Origin of the sequence: Micromonospora sp. NPDC049230 (assembly GCF_040647875.1) — a bacterium.
Lineage (GTDB): Bacteria > Actinomycetota > Actinomycetes > Mycobacteriales > Micromonosporaceae > Micromonospora.
On sequence record NZ_JBEZCZ010000037.1, the window covers coordinates 50019 to 66987 of the forward strand.

General features: G+C 70.5%; 13 protein-coding genes and 1 pseudogene. 4 read left to right on the plus strand and 10 right to left on the minus strand.

The features are described from left to right. Positions 1–228 precede the first annotated feature (228 nt). On the plus strand, positions 229–522 hold the full coding sequence (locus tag AB0A95_RS26420; protein ID WP_357558458.1) for a chorismate mutase: 294 nt from the start codon (positions 229–231) through the stop codon (positions 520–522). A 101-nt stretch (positions 523–623) separates the two neighbouring features. Here AB0A95_RS26420 and AB0A95_RS26425 read toward each other — a convergent pair whose 3' ends face one another. The 7 genes from AB0A95_RS26425 to AB0A95_RS26455 form a co-directional block, all read right to left on the minus strand. Beyond that, the gene (locus AB0A95_RS26425) at positions 624–1637 is read right to left on the minus strand and encodes a dipeptide ABC transporter ATP-binding protein (protein WP_357558441.1); all 1014 of its coding nucleotides are present in this window, start codon (positions 1635–1637) and stop codon (positions 624–626) included. Beyond that, positions 1630–2658 carry an ABC transporter ATP-binding protein gene (locus AB0A95_RS26430; protein WP_357558459.1) on the minus strand — a complete coding sequence of 343 codons (1029 nt, stop codon included), beginning with the start codon at positions 2656–2658 and terminating at the stop codon, positions 1630–1632. The genes AB0A95_RS26425 and AB0A95_RS26430 overlap by 8 nt, the downstream gene beginning before the upstream one ends. 25 nt (positions 2659–2683) lie before the next feature. Further along, entirely contained in the window at positions 2684–3652 is a 969-nt protein-coding gene (locus AB0A95_RS26435) for an ABC transporter permease (protein ID WP_357558442.1), read from the minus strand. Next, the gene (locus tag AB0A95_RS26440; RefSeq protein ID WP_357558443.1) at positions 3645–4571 is read right to left on the minus strand and encodes an ABC transporter permease; all 927 of its coding nucleotides are present in this window, start codon (positions 4569–4571) and stop codon (positions 3645–3647) included. The genes AB0A95_RS26435 and AB0A95_RS26440 overlap by 8 nt, the downstream gene beginning before the upstream one ends. A 148-nt stretch (positions 4572–4719) precedes the next feature. Beyond that, positions 4720–6357 (minus strand): ABC transporter substrate-binding protein, encoded by a 1638-nt coding sequence (locus AB0A95_RS26445; protein ID WP_357558444.1) that lies wholly within the window; start codon positions 6355–6357, stop codon positions 4720–4722. Between the two features lie 581 nt (positions 6358–6938). Beyond that, positions 6939–7625, minus strand: coding sequence for a response regulator transcription factor (locus AB0A95_RS26450; RefSeq protein ID WP_357067889.1), 687 nt, complete (start codon positions 7623–7625; stop codon positions 6939–6941). 2 nt (positions 7626–7627) lie between these two features. Then, on the minus strand, positions 7628–8893 hold the full coding sequence (locus tag AB0A95_RS26455; RefSeq protein ID WP_357067640.1) for a PspC domain-containing protein: 1266 nt from the start codon (positions 8891–8893) through the stop codon (positions 7628–7630). Between the two features lie 156 nt (positions 8894–9049). Between AB0A95_RS26455 and AB0A95_RS26460 the strand changes: the two genes are divergently transcribed. From AB0A95_RS26460 to AB0A95_RS26470, 3 genes and pseudogenes are all read left to right on the plus strand, one after another. Then, positions 9050–10765, plus strand: a complete 1716-nt coding sequence (locus tag AB0A95_RS26460) for a PspC domain-containing protein (protein ID WP_357558445.1) — start codon at positions 9050–9052, stop codon at positions 10763–10765. Beyond that, positions 10762–10956, plus strand: a pseudogene (locus tag AB0A95_RS26465) (hypothetical protein); the annotation flags it as partial. The gene AB0A95_RS26460 and the pseudogene AB0A95_RS26465, both read left to right, overlap by 4 nt. A 637-nt stretch (positions 10957–11593) precedes the next feature. After that, positions 11594–12847: a phosphatidylserine decarboxylase gene (locus tag AB0A95_RS26470; protein ID WP_357558446.1), complete on the plus strand. Its 1254-nt coding sequence runs from the start codon at positions 11594–11596 to the stop codon at positions 12845–12847. Between the two features lie 57 nt (positions 12848–12904). Here AB0A95_RS26470 and AB0A95_RS26475 read toward each other — a convergent pair whose 3' ends face one another. From AB0A95_RS26475 to AB0A95_RS26485, 3 genes are all read right to left on the minus strand, one after another. Further along, positions 12905–13843, minus strand: a complete 939-nt coding sequence (locus AB0A95_RS26475; protein WP_357558447.1) for a CDP-alcohol phosphatidyltransferase family protein — start codon at positions 13841–13843, stop codon at positions 12905–12907. Positions 13844–14190: 347 nt separating this feature from the next. Continuing rightward, positions 14191–15207: an NUDIX domain-containing protein gene (locus AB0A95_RS26480; protein ID WP_357558448.1), complete on the minus strand. Its 1017-nt coding sequence runs from the start codon at positions 15205–15207 to the stop codon at positions 14191–14193. A gap of 769 nt (positions 15208–15976) precedes the next feature. Beyond that, positions 15977–16927, minus strand: coding sequence for an NUDIX domain-containing protein (locus tag AB0A95_RS26485; protein ID WP_355032446.1), 951 nt, complete (start codon positions 16925–16927; stop codon positions 15977–15979). Positions 16928–16969 lie beyond the last annotated feature (42 nt).

The window sequence follows — 16969 nt, forward strand, 5'->3', positions numbered from 1 at the left end:
ACCGGGAGTCCGGCTGCCGTGGGTCGCGCCTGATCGGTTCAGACCTGTAAAAGCCCCGGGCTCCTGGAGTCCGGGGCTTTTTCCGTCCCGGGTTCCGGGCACCGGGCACCACAGTGCGAGAGGTACCCGATGATGACAGACGTGATGGAGCAGAGCGGCGGCCCGACCCGACCCGAGGCGGAGCGGCCTGTGCCGAACCGGACCGAGCCGGCGGTGTCCGCACCCCCGATGGTCGACGCCGGGCCGGTCGAGGCACGGACCGGCACCGAGGAACCAACCGCCTCCGCGCGGATCGTGCAGATCAGGCAACGGATCGACGAGATCGACAACGCGATGATCGCGCTCTGGCAGGAACGGGCCGCGTTGTCCCAGGAGGTCGGGGCGACCCGGATGGCCTCCGGCGGAACGCGCCTGGTGCTCTCGCGCGAGCGGAAGATCCTGGAGCGGTTCCGGGTCGCGCTCGGGGCCGACGGCACCCAGTTGGCCCTGCTGCTGCTCAGAGCGGGCCGCGGCCCGCTCTGAGCCGTCTGACTGCTGGCGAGCCCGAGCCGGCCCGGCCGGTCACGCACAGACGAGACCGCCTGCCGTCGTCGTGGTGACGTCGGCAGGCGGTCTCGGGTGACTCAGGCCTCGTGGGTGGCGACGATCTCGCGCCGCTCCGCGAAGTGGCAGGCGCTCGGGTGGTCCGAGTCCCGTCGGACCTCCAGCAGCGGCACCTGCTCGGCGCAGATGTCCTGTGCCTTCCAGCAGCGGGTCCGGAACCGGCAGCCCGAGGGCGGGCTGATCGGCGACGGCACGTCACCCGTGAGCCGGATGATCGTCTTGTTGTTCCGCTGCGTCGGGTCCGGCACCGGCACCGCGGAGAGCAGAGCCTGGGTGTACGGGTGGGTCGGCCGCTCGTAGATCTCGTCCTCGGTGCCGATCTCGACGACCTTGCCGAGGTACATGACCGCGACCCGGTCCGAGAGGTGGCGCACCACTGACAGGTCGTGCGCGATGAAGACGTACGAGAGCCCGAACTCGCTCTGGAGCTTTTCCAGCAGGTTCATCACCTGGGCCTGGATGGAGACGTCCAGGGCCGACACCGGCTCGTCGCAGACGATGATCTCGGGCCGCAGGGCGAGCGCGCGGGCGATGCCGATGCGCTGCCGCTGACCGCCGGAGAACTGGTGCGGGTACCTGTTGATGTGCTCCGGGTTGAGCCCGACCAGGTCCAGCAACTCCCGGACCTTGGCCCGACGGCTGCCCTTCGGCGCCACCTCCGGGTGGATCTCGAACGGCTCACCGAGCAGGTCACCGACCGTCATCCGCGGGTTCAGCGACGTGTACGGGTCCTGCATGACCAGCTGGATCTGCCGACGCAGACGCCGCAGCGCCCCGCCGGACAGCTTCGAGGTGTCCTGGCCCTTGTACATCACGCTGCCGGCGGTCGGCTTCTCCAGGTTCATCAGAACCCGGGCGAGGGTCGACTTGCCGCAGCCGGACTCGCCGACCACGCCGAGCGTCTCACCGGCGCGCAGACCGAACGAGACGCCGTCCACCGCCTTGACCTGACCAACTGTCTTCTTGAACACCACGCCCTGCGTGACGGGGTAGTGCTTGACCAGGTCACGGACCTCGAGGATGTTCTCAGACACGGTTCACCAGCTCCTCGGCGAAGTGGCAGGCGCTGGCCCGGGCGGGACCCACCTGCAGCAGCGGCGGGACCTTCTCCCGGCACACCGGCTGAGCCATGGGGCAGCGCGGGTTGAACGGGCAGCCCGGCGGGATGTTCATCAGGTTCGGCGGGAGGCCCTTGATCGTCCGGAGCTGCTGCCCCTTCTCGTCCAGGCGCGGGATCGAGTCGATCAAACCGATCGTGTACGGGTGCGCCGGCTTGGCGTACAGCTCGTACACGTCGGCTTCCTCGACGATCCGGCCCGCGTACATGACCGCGATCCGGTCCGCGACGTCGGCGACCACGCCGAGGTCGTGGGTGATCAGGATCATGCCCATCTGCCGCTCCCGCTGGAGCTCGGCGAGCAGGTCCATGATCTGGGCCTGCACTGTCACGTCGAGCGCGGTGGTCGGCTCGTCCGCGATCAGCACCTCCGGGTCGAGTGCCAGCGACATCGCGATCATCGCGCGCTGCCGCATACCACCGGAGAACTGGTGCGGGTAGTTGTTGAACCGGCCCTTGGCGTTCGGGATCTTGACCTGGTCGAGCATGTCGATCGCGCGCTTCTTGGCCTCGGCGCGACCCATACCCCGCCGGACCCGGAACTGCTCGGCGATCTGGAACCCGACGGTGAAGACGGGGTTCAGGGCGGAGAGCGCGTCCTGGAAGATCATCGCGATGCCCTCGCCACGGATGCGGCGACGCGCCTCGTCGGACATGGTGAGCATGTCCTTGCCGTGGAAGCGCACCTGACCGCCGGTGACGAACCCGGGCGGCGTGTCGAGGATGCCCATGATGGTCTGCGCGGTGACGCTCTTGCCGGAGCCGGACTCGCCGAGCACGGCGAGGGTCTCCCCCGCGTCGACGTGGTACGTGACTCCGTTGATGACCTTTGCGACGCCGTCCCGGGTGCGGAACTCCACCCGCAGGTCGTCGACCTCGAGCAGGCGGCCGGAGGGGCGACCGGACCCGCCGGGTCCCGGCGCGGACTGCTCGGACACGAGAATGTCGGACACTGGATATCCCCTAGCGGAGTTTCGGATCGAGGGCCTCGCGGACCGCCTCACCGAGCATCACGAAGCTCAGCACTGCGGTGACGAGGAACGCGGCGGGGAAGAAGACCAGCCCTGGCGCGACCCGGAGGAAGTCCTTACCGTCGCTGATCATGATGCCCCAGGAGACCACCGGCGACTTCAGGCCGACGCCCAGGAAGGACAGGGTGGCCTCGGCGCCGATGAACGAGCCGACCATGATCGTGCCGTAGACCAGCAGTGGCGCCAGGGAGTTCGGCAGCAGGTGCTTGAGGATGATGCGGCCGGTGCCGGCACCCAGCGCGCGGGCCGCGACGATGTAGTCGGCCTCCTTGGTGGCGAGCACCGAGGAACGCATGAGTCGCATCACGACCGGCCAGCTCAGCACGATCAGGGAGATGGTCACCAGGCCCATGATCTTGACTTTGCTGTTGCCGGAGCCCGAGCCGTTGAACGTGGTCAGGATGACGATCGCGCCGAGCACGAACGGCAGGCCGAAGAACACGTCGGCGATCCGGCTCAGCAGCCCGTCCACCCAGCCACCACGGTAGCCGGAGATGATGCCCATGGTGCCGCCCACCAGCAGGGTGCCGAGCACGGCGAGCACGGCAACCTGGATGGAGGCGCTGGCGCCGTAGATGACCCGGGCGTAGACGTCGCGGCCCTGTAGGTCGTACCCGAACCAGGCGTCCCCGGACGCCTTGCCCAGGCTGCGGGACAGCGACCCGTTGATCGGGTCGCCCGGCGCGAACAGGGCCGGGAAGAGTGCCATCAGCACGAAGACCACGATCAGCGTGGACGAGATCCAGAACAGCGGCTTGCGCCGGAGGTCCCGCCAGGCGTCGCCGAGCAGACCCCGGGGCTTCTCGTTACTCTGCGGCGCGCCCGCGGTGGCGGGGGCGGCGGAGTCGGTCGGGTGCGCGCCAGGGGTACTGACGATCGATGCGGTGCTTGGGTCACTCATAACGGATCCTCGGGTCCAGGGCGGCGTAGAGCAGGTCAACCAGCAGGTTCATCACGAGATAGACCAGCACGAGGACGACCACGATCCCTACCACGGTAGCGCTCTCCTTGGTGACGATCGCGCGGTAGACCGCACGGCCGATACCGTTGATGCCGAAGATCCCCTCGGTGACGATCGCGCCGCCCATCAGGGCACCGAGGTCGGTGCCGAGCAGGGTGACCACCGGGATGAGCGAGTTGCGCAGCAGGTGCACGCCCACCACCCGACGCATCGGCAGACCCTTGGCGATCGCGGTGCGCACATAGTCGGCGCGGCGGTTCTCCGCGATGCTGGTTCGCGCCACGCGGGCGATGTAGGCGACCGACGCACTGCCGAGCACGAAGCCCGGCACGATCAGCTCGGACAACCGCATCTCGGAGGAGACGGTCGGCTTGACGATGCCCCACTGCACGCCCAGCAGCCACTGGAGCACGAAGCCGACGACGAAGACCGGCAGCGCGATCAGGAAGAGCGTGGAGACCAGGACAAGGTTGTCCAGGAAGCCGTTGCGGCGCAGACCGGTCAGCACGCCGGCGCCCAGGCCGATCACGGCTTCGATGGCGAGCGCCACCAGGGCCAGCTTCAGCGTGTTCGGGTACGCCGTGGCGATGATGTCGCCGATGTCGCGTTGCGAGAACGTCTGACCGAAGTCACCCTGGAGCAGATTCTTCATGTAGTTGCCGTACTGCACGAAGACGTTCTGGTCGAGGTGGTACTTCTCGGTCATGAAGGCGATGTACTGGTCCGGGCAGCGGCGCTCACCGCACTTGCCGGCGAACGGATCGCCGGGGACGGCCCAGACGAGCCAGTAGATCAAGAACGTCGTACCGATGAAGACGGGCACGAGTTGGAGCAGCCGTCTCAACAGATAACGGCCCATGGGGTGGTCCTCCAGACAGGGGGCGCGTCGGACGGCCGACACGGTGGTGACAACGTGCGCATCGGATGTTGTAACACCCGATCGCGGAACGGCCCCGGGTCGGGCTCACCGGATGTGGCGAGCCCGACCCGGGGTCAGACCGTTCGGATCAGAGCTCGACCGAGGTGATGTCGAGTTCGCCGACGTTGTTCAGCTCGAGCTTCTTGATCTTCTCCGAGTGGCCGGACTGCTGGCCGTAGAAGTAGATCGGGATGCTCGGGACGTCCTGGTCGACCTTCTCGACGGCCTTGACGAACGCCTCGTGCGAAGCCTCCAGGCTCGGCGCGGCGCTGGCCTGCTTCGCCAGGGCGTCGACCTCCTTGTTGCTGTAGAGGCCGTCGTTCGAGGAGCCACCCGTGACGTACAGCGGGTTGATCCAGTTCTCGACGTCCGGGTAGTCCTGCTGCCAGGCAGCGCGGTACGGGCCCTTCATCGAGTGGGCGTTCACGTTCTGGCGGAAGACCGCGAAGGTCGGCACGCCCTCGGCCCGAGCGTTGATGCCGAGGTTGGTCTTGATCTGCTGCGCAACGGCGTCCATCCAGTCCTTGTGGCTGGAGTCCGAGTTGTAGTAGAAGACCATCTCACCGGAGAAGCCACCGGCCTCGGTCAGCAGCGTCTTGGCCGTGGCGACGTCGAACTTGCAGGCGGTGCAGTTGCCCGGCTTGGCGCCCGGGGTCAGCGGGTTCGCCCAGCTGTCGGCCGGCTTACGGGTGCCGAAGAAGATCTTGTCCGAGATTTCCTGCCGGTTGATCGACAGGGACACGGCGCGACGCAGCTTCGGGTTCTGGAAGCGCTTGTCGTAGAGCGGGAACGCGATGAGCGCGGTCGACGGCGTGACCGTGTTGCGGCCCCGCTCACCGAGGTCGGTCTTCCACTTGTCGCCGGCGAGCGCCGAGGTGGGGATGACCTCCATGAAGTCGAGCGTGTTCGACAGCAGGTCGGCGTAGGCGGCCGTCTCGTCCTGGTACAGCTTGACGTCGACGTCCTTGACCTTCATCTTGTCGCGAAGGTTGTAGTCGTCGAAGCGCGTCAGCTTGATGAGGACGTTGTCATCCCACGACACGAACTTCACCGGGCCGTTGCCGATCGGCTTCTTGCCGAACTCGTCGGCCTTCATGGTGAAGAAGGCGTCCGGCAGCGGCATGAAGGCCGCGTAGCCGAGCTTGGTCGGGAAGACCGCGGTCGGCGCCGCCAGGGTGACCTCGAAGGTCTGCTCGTCGATGACCTTCAGGCCGGACATCTTCTCGGCGGTCGGGGCGGGGGCCTTCTTCGGGCCGTCCGCGCCATCCGGGTCCGTCGTGTAGGTCTGGTCGAAGCCCTGGATGTCGGAGAAGAAGCTGCCGTTCTGCGCGCCGTTCGGCGAGTAGGCGGCCCAGTTCCAGGCGTCGACGAAGTTCTTCGCCTTCACCTCGGTATCGTCGTGGAACTTGGTACCCTTCTTGATCTTGATGGTGAAGACCTTGGAGTCCGTGGTGTTGATGGACTCCGCAAGAGCGTTACGCGGGGCCCCACCGTCGTTCGGGTACTCGACCAGGCCGGTCCACAGCCAGTCGACGACCTTGCCGCCGCCGGTCTCCGTGGTGTTCGACGGGACCAGCGGGTTCTCCGGCTGGACACCGTGGATGACAATCGCGCCGTCGCCGCTGGCGGCATTGTCGCCGTCGCCACCGCTCGAGCAACCGCTCGCGACAAGCGCGGCAGCCGCGCTGAGCGCGATCGCGCTCGTCGCCCGCTTCGAGACTCTCATTCCGAGGGGCCTCCTCTTTCTAACCAGGTTCCGTCGTGGGTTTCACGCACGTTTGGGGGTGACACCGCCCGACCACCCCGGGGCGCGGGTCGCCGGGACCACAGGGAAGTTGGGGACACCCCTGATGTTCCGATCCGCCGGGCTCCCCGCCAACGAGGCGCGACACGACGCAGAAGGCACGACCACGAGCCGCCGCGAAGGGCGGGGACATGGCCATGGGCCGTACGGAGTGCCACACACCGATGGTGAGGTGCTGCCACTGTGACACCAACTGGCCTCTTCCGTGAAGGTGCCGTTATCAAGCCGTTAGTTGCCCGCCACGTCGCCGATACTTGAAAAATGATCATAAAACGGTCGACGCGGGCCGCACTGAGCAGGAAATACGTTGCGCCACCCGAAGAAGCGGTCCTGGGCCGCGCACCAGCCCCGGGCTCACCTCTGCCCGATAGGACGTCCGTTACGACCCGCATTTCGACCCATCCGGACAGGTCTACTACGGCTGCACGGACACGATCACCGGCTGGGTGGACGAGGGCGTGATGATCGTCTGTCTGATCCTCGCCGACCCGGGCGAGGCGAGGTCACACCAGCCGGCGGTCCGCCGCCCACCGGGAGAGTTCGTAGCGGTTGGACATCTGGAGCTTGCGGAGCACGTTCGACACGTGCGTCTCCACCGTCTTGATGGAGATGAACAGCTCCTTGGCGATCTCCTTGTACGCGTACCCCCGGGCCAGCAGCCGCAGCACCTCCCGCTCACGGTTGGTGAGCTGGTCCAGCTCCGGGTCGGCCACCGGGGCGTCCGGACGGGCCGCGAAGGCATCCAGCACGAACCCGGCAAGCCGTGGGCTGAACACCGCGTCCCCGTCGGCCACCCGGCGGATCGCCGCGGCCAGCTCGTCCGGGGAGATGGTCTTGGTCACGTAACCCCGGGCACCGGCACGGATCAACCCGATCACGTCCTCCGCCGCGTCGGAGACGCTCAGCGCCAGGAACTTGACCTGCGGGTGCGTACGCCGCATCGCCTCCAGCACCGCGCGCCCCCCGCCGTCGGGCATGTGCACGTCGAGCAGCACCACGTCCGGTCCGACAGCCGCGATCCGGGTGACCGCCTCGGCCACAGTGCTCGCCTCGCCCACCACCTCGACGTGGGCGCCCAACTCCGCGCGCACCCCGGCCCGGAACATGGCGTGGTCGTCCACCAGGAACACCCGGAGCCGCTCGGGGCGGGCCTGGGCCGGGTCGAGGTGCTCGGTCGGCTGCTCGGCCATGGTCATCTGTTCCTCTCCGCTGCGGACGAGTCCCGGGAGATCGGCAGGATCAACCGGACCTCGGTCCCCTCCCCCGGGCCGGACCGGATTTCGGCCCGTCCGCCGTGCCGCTTCATCCGCCCGATGATCGAGCCGCGTACGCCGTGCCGGTGGTCCTCCACGGTATCCGGATCGAAGCCCTTCCCCCGGTCCCGGACGAAGACGCTGACCTGTTCGGGCTCCACCTCGGCGTACAGCGAGACAGTCTGCACGCCGGCGTGCCTGGCCGCGTTCACCAGCGCCTCCCGCGCGGCCGCGACCAGCGCCCCGACCTTCTCGTCGGTCTCCCGGTCCCCCACCACGACCGCCTCCACGGTGATCGCGTAGGTGTCCTCGACCTCGGCGGCGGCCTGCTCCAGCGCGGCGGCGAAGCGCTCGTTCGGCGACGCGGTGGGCTTGTAGAGCCAGTTGCGCAGGGAACGCTCCTGCCCTCTGGCCAGCCGCTGCACCATCTTGACGTCGCTGGCGTTGCGCTGGATCAGCGCCAACGTGTGCAGCACCTGGTCGTGCACCATGGCGGCCAACTCGGCCCGCTCCTGCTCACGGATGCGCCCCTCGCGCTCCGAGCGGAGCTGGCTGTACGTCCGCCACAGCACGGGCGCGGCGACCACGCCGACCCCCGCCAGCCCGACCAGCGCGAAGATCACGCCGTTGATCACCGCGTCGAAGTTCTGCGCCGGCGAGTAGACCGCCGCGACACCGATGATGCCGACCGCGACCAGCACCCCGCCGCCGATGAACCGGAGCACGAACGCCCGCCTGTCGCTCTCCTCGACGACCGCGCCGAGCCAGGGCACCGGCATCGCCTCGCCCCACTGCCGCCGCCGTTCGGGTGCGGACTGGTGCCAGATGACCCCGGCACCGACAGCGATGATGGCCACGAGCCATCCGGCGGTGCCGGCCGCGCCGACCGAGTCGAAGACCATCACCTGGATCAACAGGACACCGAGCCCGATCCCCACGAACGGCAGGAGCTGGGCGACGTCGCGCCGCGGCGGCACCGCGGTGTCGCCGGGCCGCAGCGGCACCACCGCCCAGAAGGCCGCGTAGAGCAGCAGGCCGAGCCCGCTCAGGCCGAGCAGCACCATGAACGCGACGCGCACCCGCAGCACCGAGATGCCGAGATGGTCGGCGATACCGGCGGCGACGCCGGCGGCCATCCGGTGCTCGGGAGCGCGGTAGAGGCGCGGGGATGGAGTCACGGTGCTGATCGGAGGCTCCCTGGTCACTGTGGCGGGTGTGCTGCGGGTCGGTGATCCGATCGTCACACGCTGCGGCGCCCACGACCACGGGGACGCCCCCGACATTCCGGCCGCCGGATCTCAGGGTGGGGTCAGGGTCGTGTCCTGAGGTCGCTCGGGCTCACCTGGCAGCAGGATCGAAGCATGACCGAGGAAGCTGCCCCGCCGCCCCGACCGGGGTCGGCACAGCCGGGCGGTTCAGCACCGCCCCCGCCCACCGCGACACCCACCGAATGGACCGAGCCCACCACGTTCGGTCCGTACACCGGCAGCACCCCAGCCGATCCAGCCGGCGGCCACCACCCGGGCCCGGGTTTCGCCGCCGGCGCCGGCTACGGTGCCGCCGGCACGCCACCCGGGCCGGGTGGTCCGGGTCCGTCCGCGCCGCCGCCGTTCACCGGCACCGGCTTCACCTCGCGGTACGGGTTGGTCCGGCCCCGCGAGGGGCGGTATCTGGCCGGTGTCTGCGCGGCGATCGGGCGAGCCACCAACACCGACCCGGTGCTCTGGCGGGTGCTGCTCGCGGTGCTCGGGTTCTTCGGCGGCATCGGCATCCTGGTGTACGTCGCCGCCTGGTTGATCATCCCGAACGAGGGCGACACCGCGTCCCCGATCGAGTCCATGCTCGGCCGCGGCCGTTCCAGCATGTCGCCGGTGACCGTCATCATCCTGGGCATCCTGGTCGCGGCCAGCTTCGGCTACATCGTCACCGACGCGTTCCGCGCGGTCCTGCTCGGCGCGGCCATCCTGGTCGCCGGCGCGCTGCTGCTCAACCGGGACAACCGCAACCCGCAGCCGGGCACCCCGGGAGGGCCGGCACCATCCGGCAACCCGCCCGGCCCGGTCCCGCCGGTGACCTGGCCCGCACCGTCGTACGGCATGCCGCCGTCGACCAGCCCGGCGGCGGCCACACCGGTGGTCAGCGGCGCTCCGGCGTACGCCACCACGGCCATGGCGCCCACCGTCACCACCCCGGGGTACGACGTACCGCCGGCCGCCCCGGCCCAGCCGGTGTCCGGCCAACCGGCGGACACGACGGTTGCCGGCGCCGGCTGGCCGGTCACCAACACGCCCAGCGCCGGATGGCCGACGGCACCGGTGACTGGCGCACCCGCTGCCCCGACCGGCTATCCGACCGCCGCACCACCGTCCGGATACCGTCCCCCCTTCGCGCCGCACGGCCCGTACGCCTCACCGGCCCCGGCCGCGTCCCCCCCGTCCAAGCCACCGAAGCCACCGAAGCGCCCCAAGGAACGCTCCCCCCTCGGTGCGGTGACCTTCTCCCTGATCTTCCTGGCCCTCGGTGTGGTCGCCCTGCTCGACCTGCTCGACGTCTTCGCCATCAGCGCCGCGTCGTACTTCGCGGCCGCGTTGGCCACGATCGGGCTGGGGCTGCTGGTCGGCACCTGGTTCGGGCGGGCCCGGTGGCTCATCGCGCTCGGTCTGGTGACCGCGGCGGCGCTGGGCACGGCGACGGTCGCCGACTCCTACGACCGGATCCGCGGGGTCGACGGCGCGGTGACCTGGGCCCCGACGGACTACCGCGATCTTGCCGACCGGTACGAGAACAGCTTCGGTGACGCCGTACTCGACCTGCGGGGGATCGACTTCGCGAAACGGGACAGCCAGGTGACGGTCGCCATCAACTTCGGCAAGGCGACAGTGGTCGTCCCGCCGAACGTGGACGTCACCACTGTGGCCGACGTCAACGCCGGCGACGCCATCGTCTTCGGCAACCATTCCGGCGGGTTGGACGGCCGCCAGCAGGAGTCCACCGACCTCGGCGCCGACGGTGCCGGCGGCGGAAAGCTGCGCCTGTACATCCACGTCAACGCTGGCAACCTGGAGGTGACCCGGTGAAGGCTCACCGCACGGATCTGGTGTCGTTCGCCTTCGGGCTCGTGTTCCTGGCGCTGTCGGCCTGGTGGCTGCTCGCCCAGATACTCGGGTTCGCGCTGCCGGCGGTCGGTTGGTTCCTGGCCAGCGCCCTCATCCTGATCGGGGTCTTCGGGCTGGTCGGCGCACTGCGCTCGGGTCGGTCCGGCCCGCCGAAGCAGACCGCCGAGGCCGGCGTCACCGAGGCCGCCGCGCCCGTCTCCGGCCCGTCCGCTCCGGTTTCCGGTGCCGGCACGCCGACCTCCGGGGTGCCGCTGCCGGTCTGGGAGGCGGAGCGCTCCAGCTGGGACACTGCCCCGCCGGCAACGACCCCGCAGCCGTCGACAACCGAGGTACGAGCACCGGAGGCGCCGACCGCCGACGTGATCCACCCGGCCTGGCTGGCCCACCAGCCGTCGGAGCCGCAGACCGTGCCGATCCCCGGCCGCTCCGACGAGCCGACCGTCGGGATCGTCACCCGAGCGACCCCGCCGGACGAGGACGAGCCGACCCGACCCGACCAGCCGGCAGCCAGCGCGCTCGACGACCAGCCGGCAGCCAGCGCGACCGACGACCAGCCGGCAGCCGGCGCGATCGGCGACCAGCCGGGTGACGCGCGGGAGGGGCGACGCGGAGAGGTCTGACCCTCGGGCGCGGGCCGGCCTCGGCTACTCCAGCACCACGGCGGTGCCGCTGGCACGGACGGGCGCATATGCTGGCCGGTGGAGATCTCGCCTCCGCCGGCCGGCCCGTCCCCGCCATGGCGGTCCCGCCGCGATTCCCGTCTCTACCCCCGTCAGGAGCCCGCCCGACATGACCCAGTCCCCCGCCGTGCGTACGACCGGCCGATCCGGTCCGGTCCGCATCGGCGAGCGAGCCGCCCGTACCCTCGTCACCGAACTGGCCCGGATCAACGACCCCAAGGCCGCCCTGCTGGTCGGGGTGGGCCCGGAGTCCGCGGTGCTGGCCGCGGCGATCGAGGCGCTGCTCCCCGGTGACCGGCTCACCGTGGTGCCCGCCGAGCCGTTCGGCGCCGCCGCGCTCCGCGAGCACGTCAACGCCCTCGGCCGCTGGGTCGCCGACCGGGTGGGCGTCGTCGACTCACTGGCCGAGGCCGAGGCCGCCGAGGTCGTCATCGCCGGCGAGGTCTTCAGCGGCACCGCCGAGGAGACCCGCGGCGGCATCGAGGGTCTGACCAAATACCTGTCCGACGGCGCGGTGCTGAGCGTGGCGACCACCGCGACGCCCGGCCGGACCAGCGGCGCCGCCGCGGAGCTGGCTCGGCAGGACGCCCTCTACGGTGTCGGCGCCGATCTGGTGCTGCGCAACTCACCACCGGTCCGCGTCTACCGACTGCGATTCACCCCGGCCAGCCCCGCCACGGCCGACAGGTTGGCCCCCGCGTACCGGCCGTCGAGTGTGCCGCTGACCCGCGGCATGCACATCGACTCCAACGGCGTGGCTGCCGCCGGCATCACGCTGGGCCTCGCCGCGCTGGCCCGGGTGGCGCGTCCGTCGTCCAAGCTGTGGCTGCTGCCGGCGCTGGCCGCAGGGCCGGTCGCCGCGTTCTTCCGGGACCCGGAACGCGACGTGCCGGAAGACCCGACCGCCGTGGTCGCCAGCGCGGACGGCAGGGTCCTGTCGGTACAGCGACTGCACGACGAGCGTTTCGGCGACGGCGAGTGGCTCCGGGTCGCGGTTTTCCTGTCGGTGCTGGACGTGCACGTCAACCGTTCCCCGGTCGCGGGCAAGGTGGTGGACTACTTCGTCGCCGACGGCGGCTTCGTCAACGCGATGAAACCGGACGCCGAGCACAACGTCGCGGCGTACACGGTGCTGGACACCGCTCGCGGCACTGTGGTGGTCGCGCAGCGCACCGGACTGATCGCCCGCCGGATCGTGCAGCGCGCGCCGATCGGCGCGCTGCTGGCCAGGGGCGAGCGCTTCGGGCTGATCCGTTTCGGCTCGCGGACCGACGTCTACCTCCCGGCCGACGCCGCGGACCCGCTGGTCGGGCCGGGCGACAAGGTGGTGGGCGGGTCCACGGTCATCGCCCGCTGGCGCTGACCATCAACGAAGAACGGGGCGCCGCTGTCCGCGGCGCCCCGTTCTTTATCCCGAAAATCAGGCGGTACGACGCTGCCGCAGCCAGAGCACCGGCCCGCTGACCAGGTAACCCACCACGATCAGCGCGAACGTGAGCCGGATGTCGATGAGCGCGCCGATCACCGGGGCCAGCCACAGCCACGGCGGCAGCTTCACCAGGCGGGCGAGCTTGGCGTACGGGAAGCTGGAAACCATCGCGAAGGCGAGCAGCGCGACCCCGGCGACCAGCACGGCACCGGGCACCGGCAGGCCGATCGCCACCGTCACGGCGAGCACCGCCGCCGCCATCGTGGTGGGCACGCCGCAGAAGAAACGGCCGTCCTTCGGCGAGACGTTGAAGCGGGCCAGTCGAATCGCGGCGCACGCCGCGACCAGGGCGCACGCCACCGCCGCCGCGGCCGTGGAGACGGAGCCGGCGAGCGAGGCGTAGACCACCACCGGTGCGGCGAGGCCGAACGAGCACATGTCGGCAAGGGAGTCCATCTGCGCGCCGAACGGGCTCGCCACGCCCAGTCGGCGGGCCAGTGCGCCGTCCAGACCATCGAAGCCGACGCAGGCGATCAGACAGAGCGCGGCAATGCGAACCTCGCCCTGCATGGCCAGGAAGATGGCCAGCATGCCCAACATCAGGCTGGCCAGCGTGCAGGCGTTGACCAGACCGAACTTCACCCGGCGGGCGACGGTGCGCTCGCCGGGAAGCAGCGGGATCGACCGCGACGAGGCATCGTCGACGGGCGTCATGGGCGGCATCGCCGGGCTGATCGGCATGATCGCCTCGATCTCGGCGCGACCGACGCCCAGAGCCGGACGGCTCAGCCGGTCCAGGCCGTAGCGGCGACGCTGCCGGTCGGCGTACCGATGCTCGGTCGGGGTCATGTTGGTCGCGTGCAGGTCGCCGTCGCGGCGACCGACGCGGACCAACAGCACCTGGCGGGCGAATGTGCTGCTGCGGCGCAACGGGCCCGCCCAGCGACGCCCTGCGGGGCGCGGACTGTCAGTAGTACGACGCCGGCGCCATGGGGCTCTCGGCACGTTTCCTCCATCACCGGATCGGCTGGCCGCCGCGGGGCGGGTGTCCGGCTGTCTAGTGCCGGACCGTGCGTGGCCCGGCAGCCGTTTTGCGCGGAGTACACCATCGCATAGGGGGACATGGCTTGGCGATAGCTGCCGGCGGGGCTTACAACTGGTCTAAACCGCTCGAACCGCTCGCTTATTCCCATCCCGGGCTTCATCGCCCTTTTCCTCCATCATTCCCGCCTTTGACTGTACCGGAGGGTCACCAACTCGGCTCATCGAGCGGAGTGCTATCGGCCACCCTGTCCGATTGCCGAGGCAGCGATATCACTCAACGGCAGGTCGAGAGCCTGCTCGCGGGTGAACCACCCGGCCCGAGCCGTCGAGCCTCCGGCGGACTCGGTGACCACCGCATCAGTGGGTACGTCCACCAGCACCCGATAGATCACCCGTACGCCATGCCAGTCCAGAGGACGGCCCTCCGGGCCGAGCGCGGCAGGATTGTGCAGGTTGTCCACACCGAGGATCTCCCCCACCCGACCCCGCTGGCCGCCCTCCTCGACCAACTCCCGGAGCAGACCGGTGGCCGGCTGCTCGCCGTGGTCGGTCCCACCGCCGGGCAGGTGCCACAGGCCAGCCCCGGGATACCCGGCCGCGATCTCGGTCAACAGGATCCGCCCAGCCGGATCGGTGACCAGCCCGTACGCCCCGAAGCGCAACCTACGGTCGGGATGCGCCGGCGGAAACGACTCAGCCGACCGACTCGTACCGGGCGGCAGCGGGGTGACCGGCAGGCCGAGCACCCCGGCGGTGAACGGTGTCAGCGGCACCCGCCCCGCCTCCTCGATGGTGAGCCAGCGGACCTCGTCGACCGAGCCGCCCCCGGCGCCGTCGCGCAGTAGGCCGTCGTGCGGTGCACAGTCACCCGGCGCACCGCCGCCCGGCGCACCGCCGCCCGGCGCACCGCCGCCCGGCGCACCGCCGCCCGGCGCACCGCCGCCCGGCGCACCGCCGTCCGGTGCGGCAAGCTCGAAAAGCAGCCGGTCGGTGTGCAGCGCGACGGCGTCCTCCGGGTAGGTGACCACGTCGGCGACCACCGCCCGGAGCCGGCCGACCGCCACGGTCAAGCCAGCCTGTTCGGCGAGCACACGGACCATGGCGTGCTCCGGGTGCTCGGCGTGCGCCACAGCACCACCGGGCAGCCGCCACATCCCCGGGAACTCACCTTCGACCCCGTCCCGGACCACCAGAACCCGGCCCAAATCCCACAAAATGCCATAAACGCCAACCCGCCGCAGAAGGTCCATCCCCACCAACTCCACTCCCCCACCAACCCGCCCAGGCCAACCCGCCCGGCCAACCCGCCCGTCGATCATGAGGTTATTGCCGTCCAGCTCGGCGTGTCCTGACAATAACTTCATGATCGACGCAGGAAGTCCGAAGATCCGCGCGAAGGGCGTCCGTTTTGGCCGTTAGGTTCGCTCTGCGTCTGGGCGGCTGGGGCACAGGAGGCTGGTCTCGTGATGATCGACTCGGGTTCATGAATGTCGGGGCATCCGGGGCGTTGGGACACCGCGACATCAGTAAAACGGAGTCGATCATCCGGCCCGTACCGGTTCTCGGGACTCCTCGGCGACCTGCACTCCTTGGAGGTCCGGACAGCCGCCGAACAACCGGCACCCCGACACCCGACGCCCGACACCCTGGCCAGATGCGCTGCTCGCAGCGAGCGCCAGCGCCAGCGCCTGCGCCGGAGACTTCCCGCCAGCACGCACCACCGCCGGCCAACCGCCTGCCCACCACGCAACAACACCGGCCAGCCGCCCGCTCAGCACAGACCGCCGGCCAACCGCCCACCCAGCACAGCCCACCGGTCGGCCGCCCGCCCAGCCAAGGGCCCGCCCAGCACACCCCACCGGCCGCGCGCCCACCGGCTGCGCGCCCACCCAGCACACCCCACCGGCCACGCGCCAGCCCAGCACACCCCACCGGCTGAACCCCACCGGCTGCGCGCCCACCCAGCACACACACCGCCCGAGCCACCGGCCGTGCGACCCCGCGGAACGGGCCGGCGGGTCAGGTGAGCTGGGCGGCCTGGACCGCTTCGGCAGTTACCTCGGTGAGGTGGTGGGTGGGGAGAGCGCCGAGCTCCTCCCGGGCGAACCAGCGGGCTTCGCAGGTGGAGCCACCGACGTCGGCCACGGTCAGTGGGTTGGGCTGGTCGACCACGACCCGGTAGAAGGCACGCACCCCGTGCCAGTCGATCGGGTAGCCCTCGGGGCCGAGCGATGCGGCGTCCCGGTGGCTGGCCACGCCGAGCAGCTCGACCAGGCGGCCGGTCTGCCCGGTCTCCTCGACCAACTCGCGGATCAGCGCCGCGCCGGGCTGCTCGCCGTAGTCGGTGCCGCCGCCGGGCAGGTGCCAGCAGCCGGCGCCCGGGTAGCCGTCGGAAACCCTGGTGAGCAGCACTCGACCAGCCGGGTCGGTGCACACCGCGTACGCGGCGAAGCGCTGCGCCCGGTGCAGCCCGTCGGGGCCGGGCACCGCGTAGAAGGAGGGGAATTCGGGTGCCTCGTCGGGCACCACGTCGGCGGAGGACGCGGGCAGCCCGAGGGCACGTGCGGTGAACGAGCGCAGCGGCAGCTCGCGCGCCTCGTCGAGGGTGTACCAGCGGGCCAGGTCGGTGGGGCGCTCGCCAACCCGGTCGGCAAGCGTGCCGCCGCGGACCGCCACCCGGTAGATCAGCCGGTCGGTGTGGATGGTGATGCCGCGCTCCGGCAGCGCCCGCATGTCGGCGAGGACGTCGGCCAGGCCCGAGACGGCGACCGAGAGGCCGGTCTCGGCGGCGGTTTCGCGGACGACCGTGTGGTTCGGGTCCTCGCCGTGGTCGACCGCCCCGCCGGGCAGGGACCACGTGCCGGGGGTGCCGGAGCGCTCCGAGGCGCGAACCAGCAGGACTCGGCCTGTCGAATCAGCACAGACTGCGTATGCCGCGATCCTGCGGAGCGGCTCCAGCAAGGTGGTCACGAAAGCAAATTCTCCCCCGGCCGGGTTACCGGGACGGAAAAG

What these genes read in the sequence shown, in the direction of transcription:
- AB0A95_RS26460 (WP_357558445.1), top strand. Translation starts at nt 9,050, where the DNA reads ATGACCGAGGAAGCTGCCCCGCCGCCCCGACCGGGGTCGGCACAGCCG.
- AB0A95_RS26450 (WP_357067889.1), bottom strand. Translation starts at nt 7,625, where the DNA reads ATGGCCGAGCAGCCGACCGAGCACCTCGACCCGGCCCAGGCCCGCCCC.
- AB0A95_RS26470 (WP_357558446.1), top strand. Translation starts at nt 11,594, where the DNA reads ATGACCCAGTCCCCCGCCGTGCGTACGACCGGCCGATCCGGTCCGGTC.
- AB0A95_RS26435 (WP_357558442.1), bottom strand. Translation starts at nt 3,652, where the DNA reads ATGAGTGACCCAAGCACCGCATCGATCGTCAGTACCCCTGGCGCGCAC.
- AB0A95_RS26445 (WP_357558444.1), bottom strand. Translation starts at nt 6,357, where the DNA reads ATGAGAGTCTCGAAGCGGGCGACGAGCGCGATCGCGCTCAGCGCGGCT.
- AB0A95_RS26440 (WP_357558443.1), bottom strand. Translation starts at nt 4,571, where the DNA reads ATGGGCCGTTATCTGTTGAGACGGCTGCTCCAACTCGTGCCCGTCTTC.
- AB0A95_RS26480 (WP_357558448.1), bottom strand. Translation starts at nt 15,207, where the DNA reads ATGGACCTTCTGCGGCGGGTTGGCGTTTATGGCATTTTGTGGGATTTG.
- AB0A95_RS26420 (WP_357558458.1), top strand. Translation starts at nt 229, where the DNA reads ATGGTCGACGCCGGGCCGGTCGAGGCACGGACCGGCACCGAGGAACCA.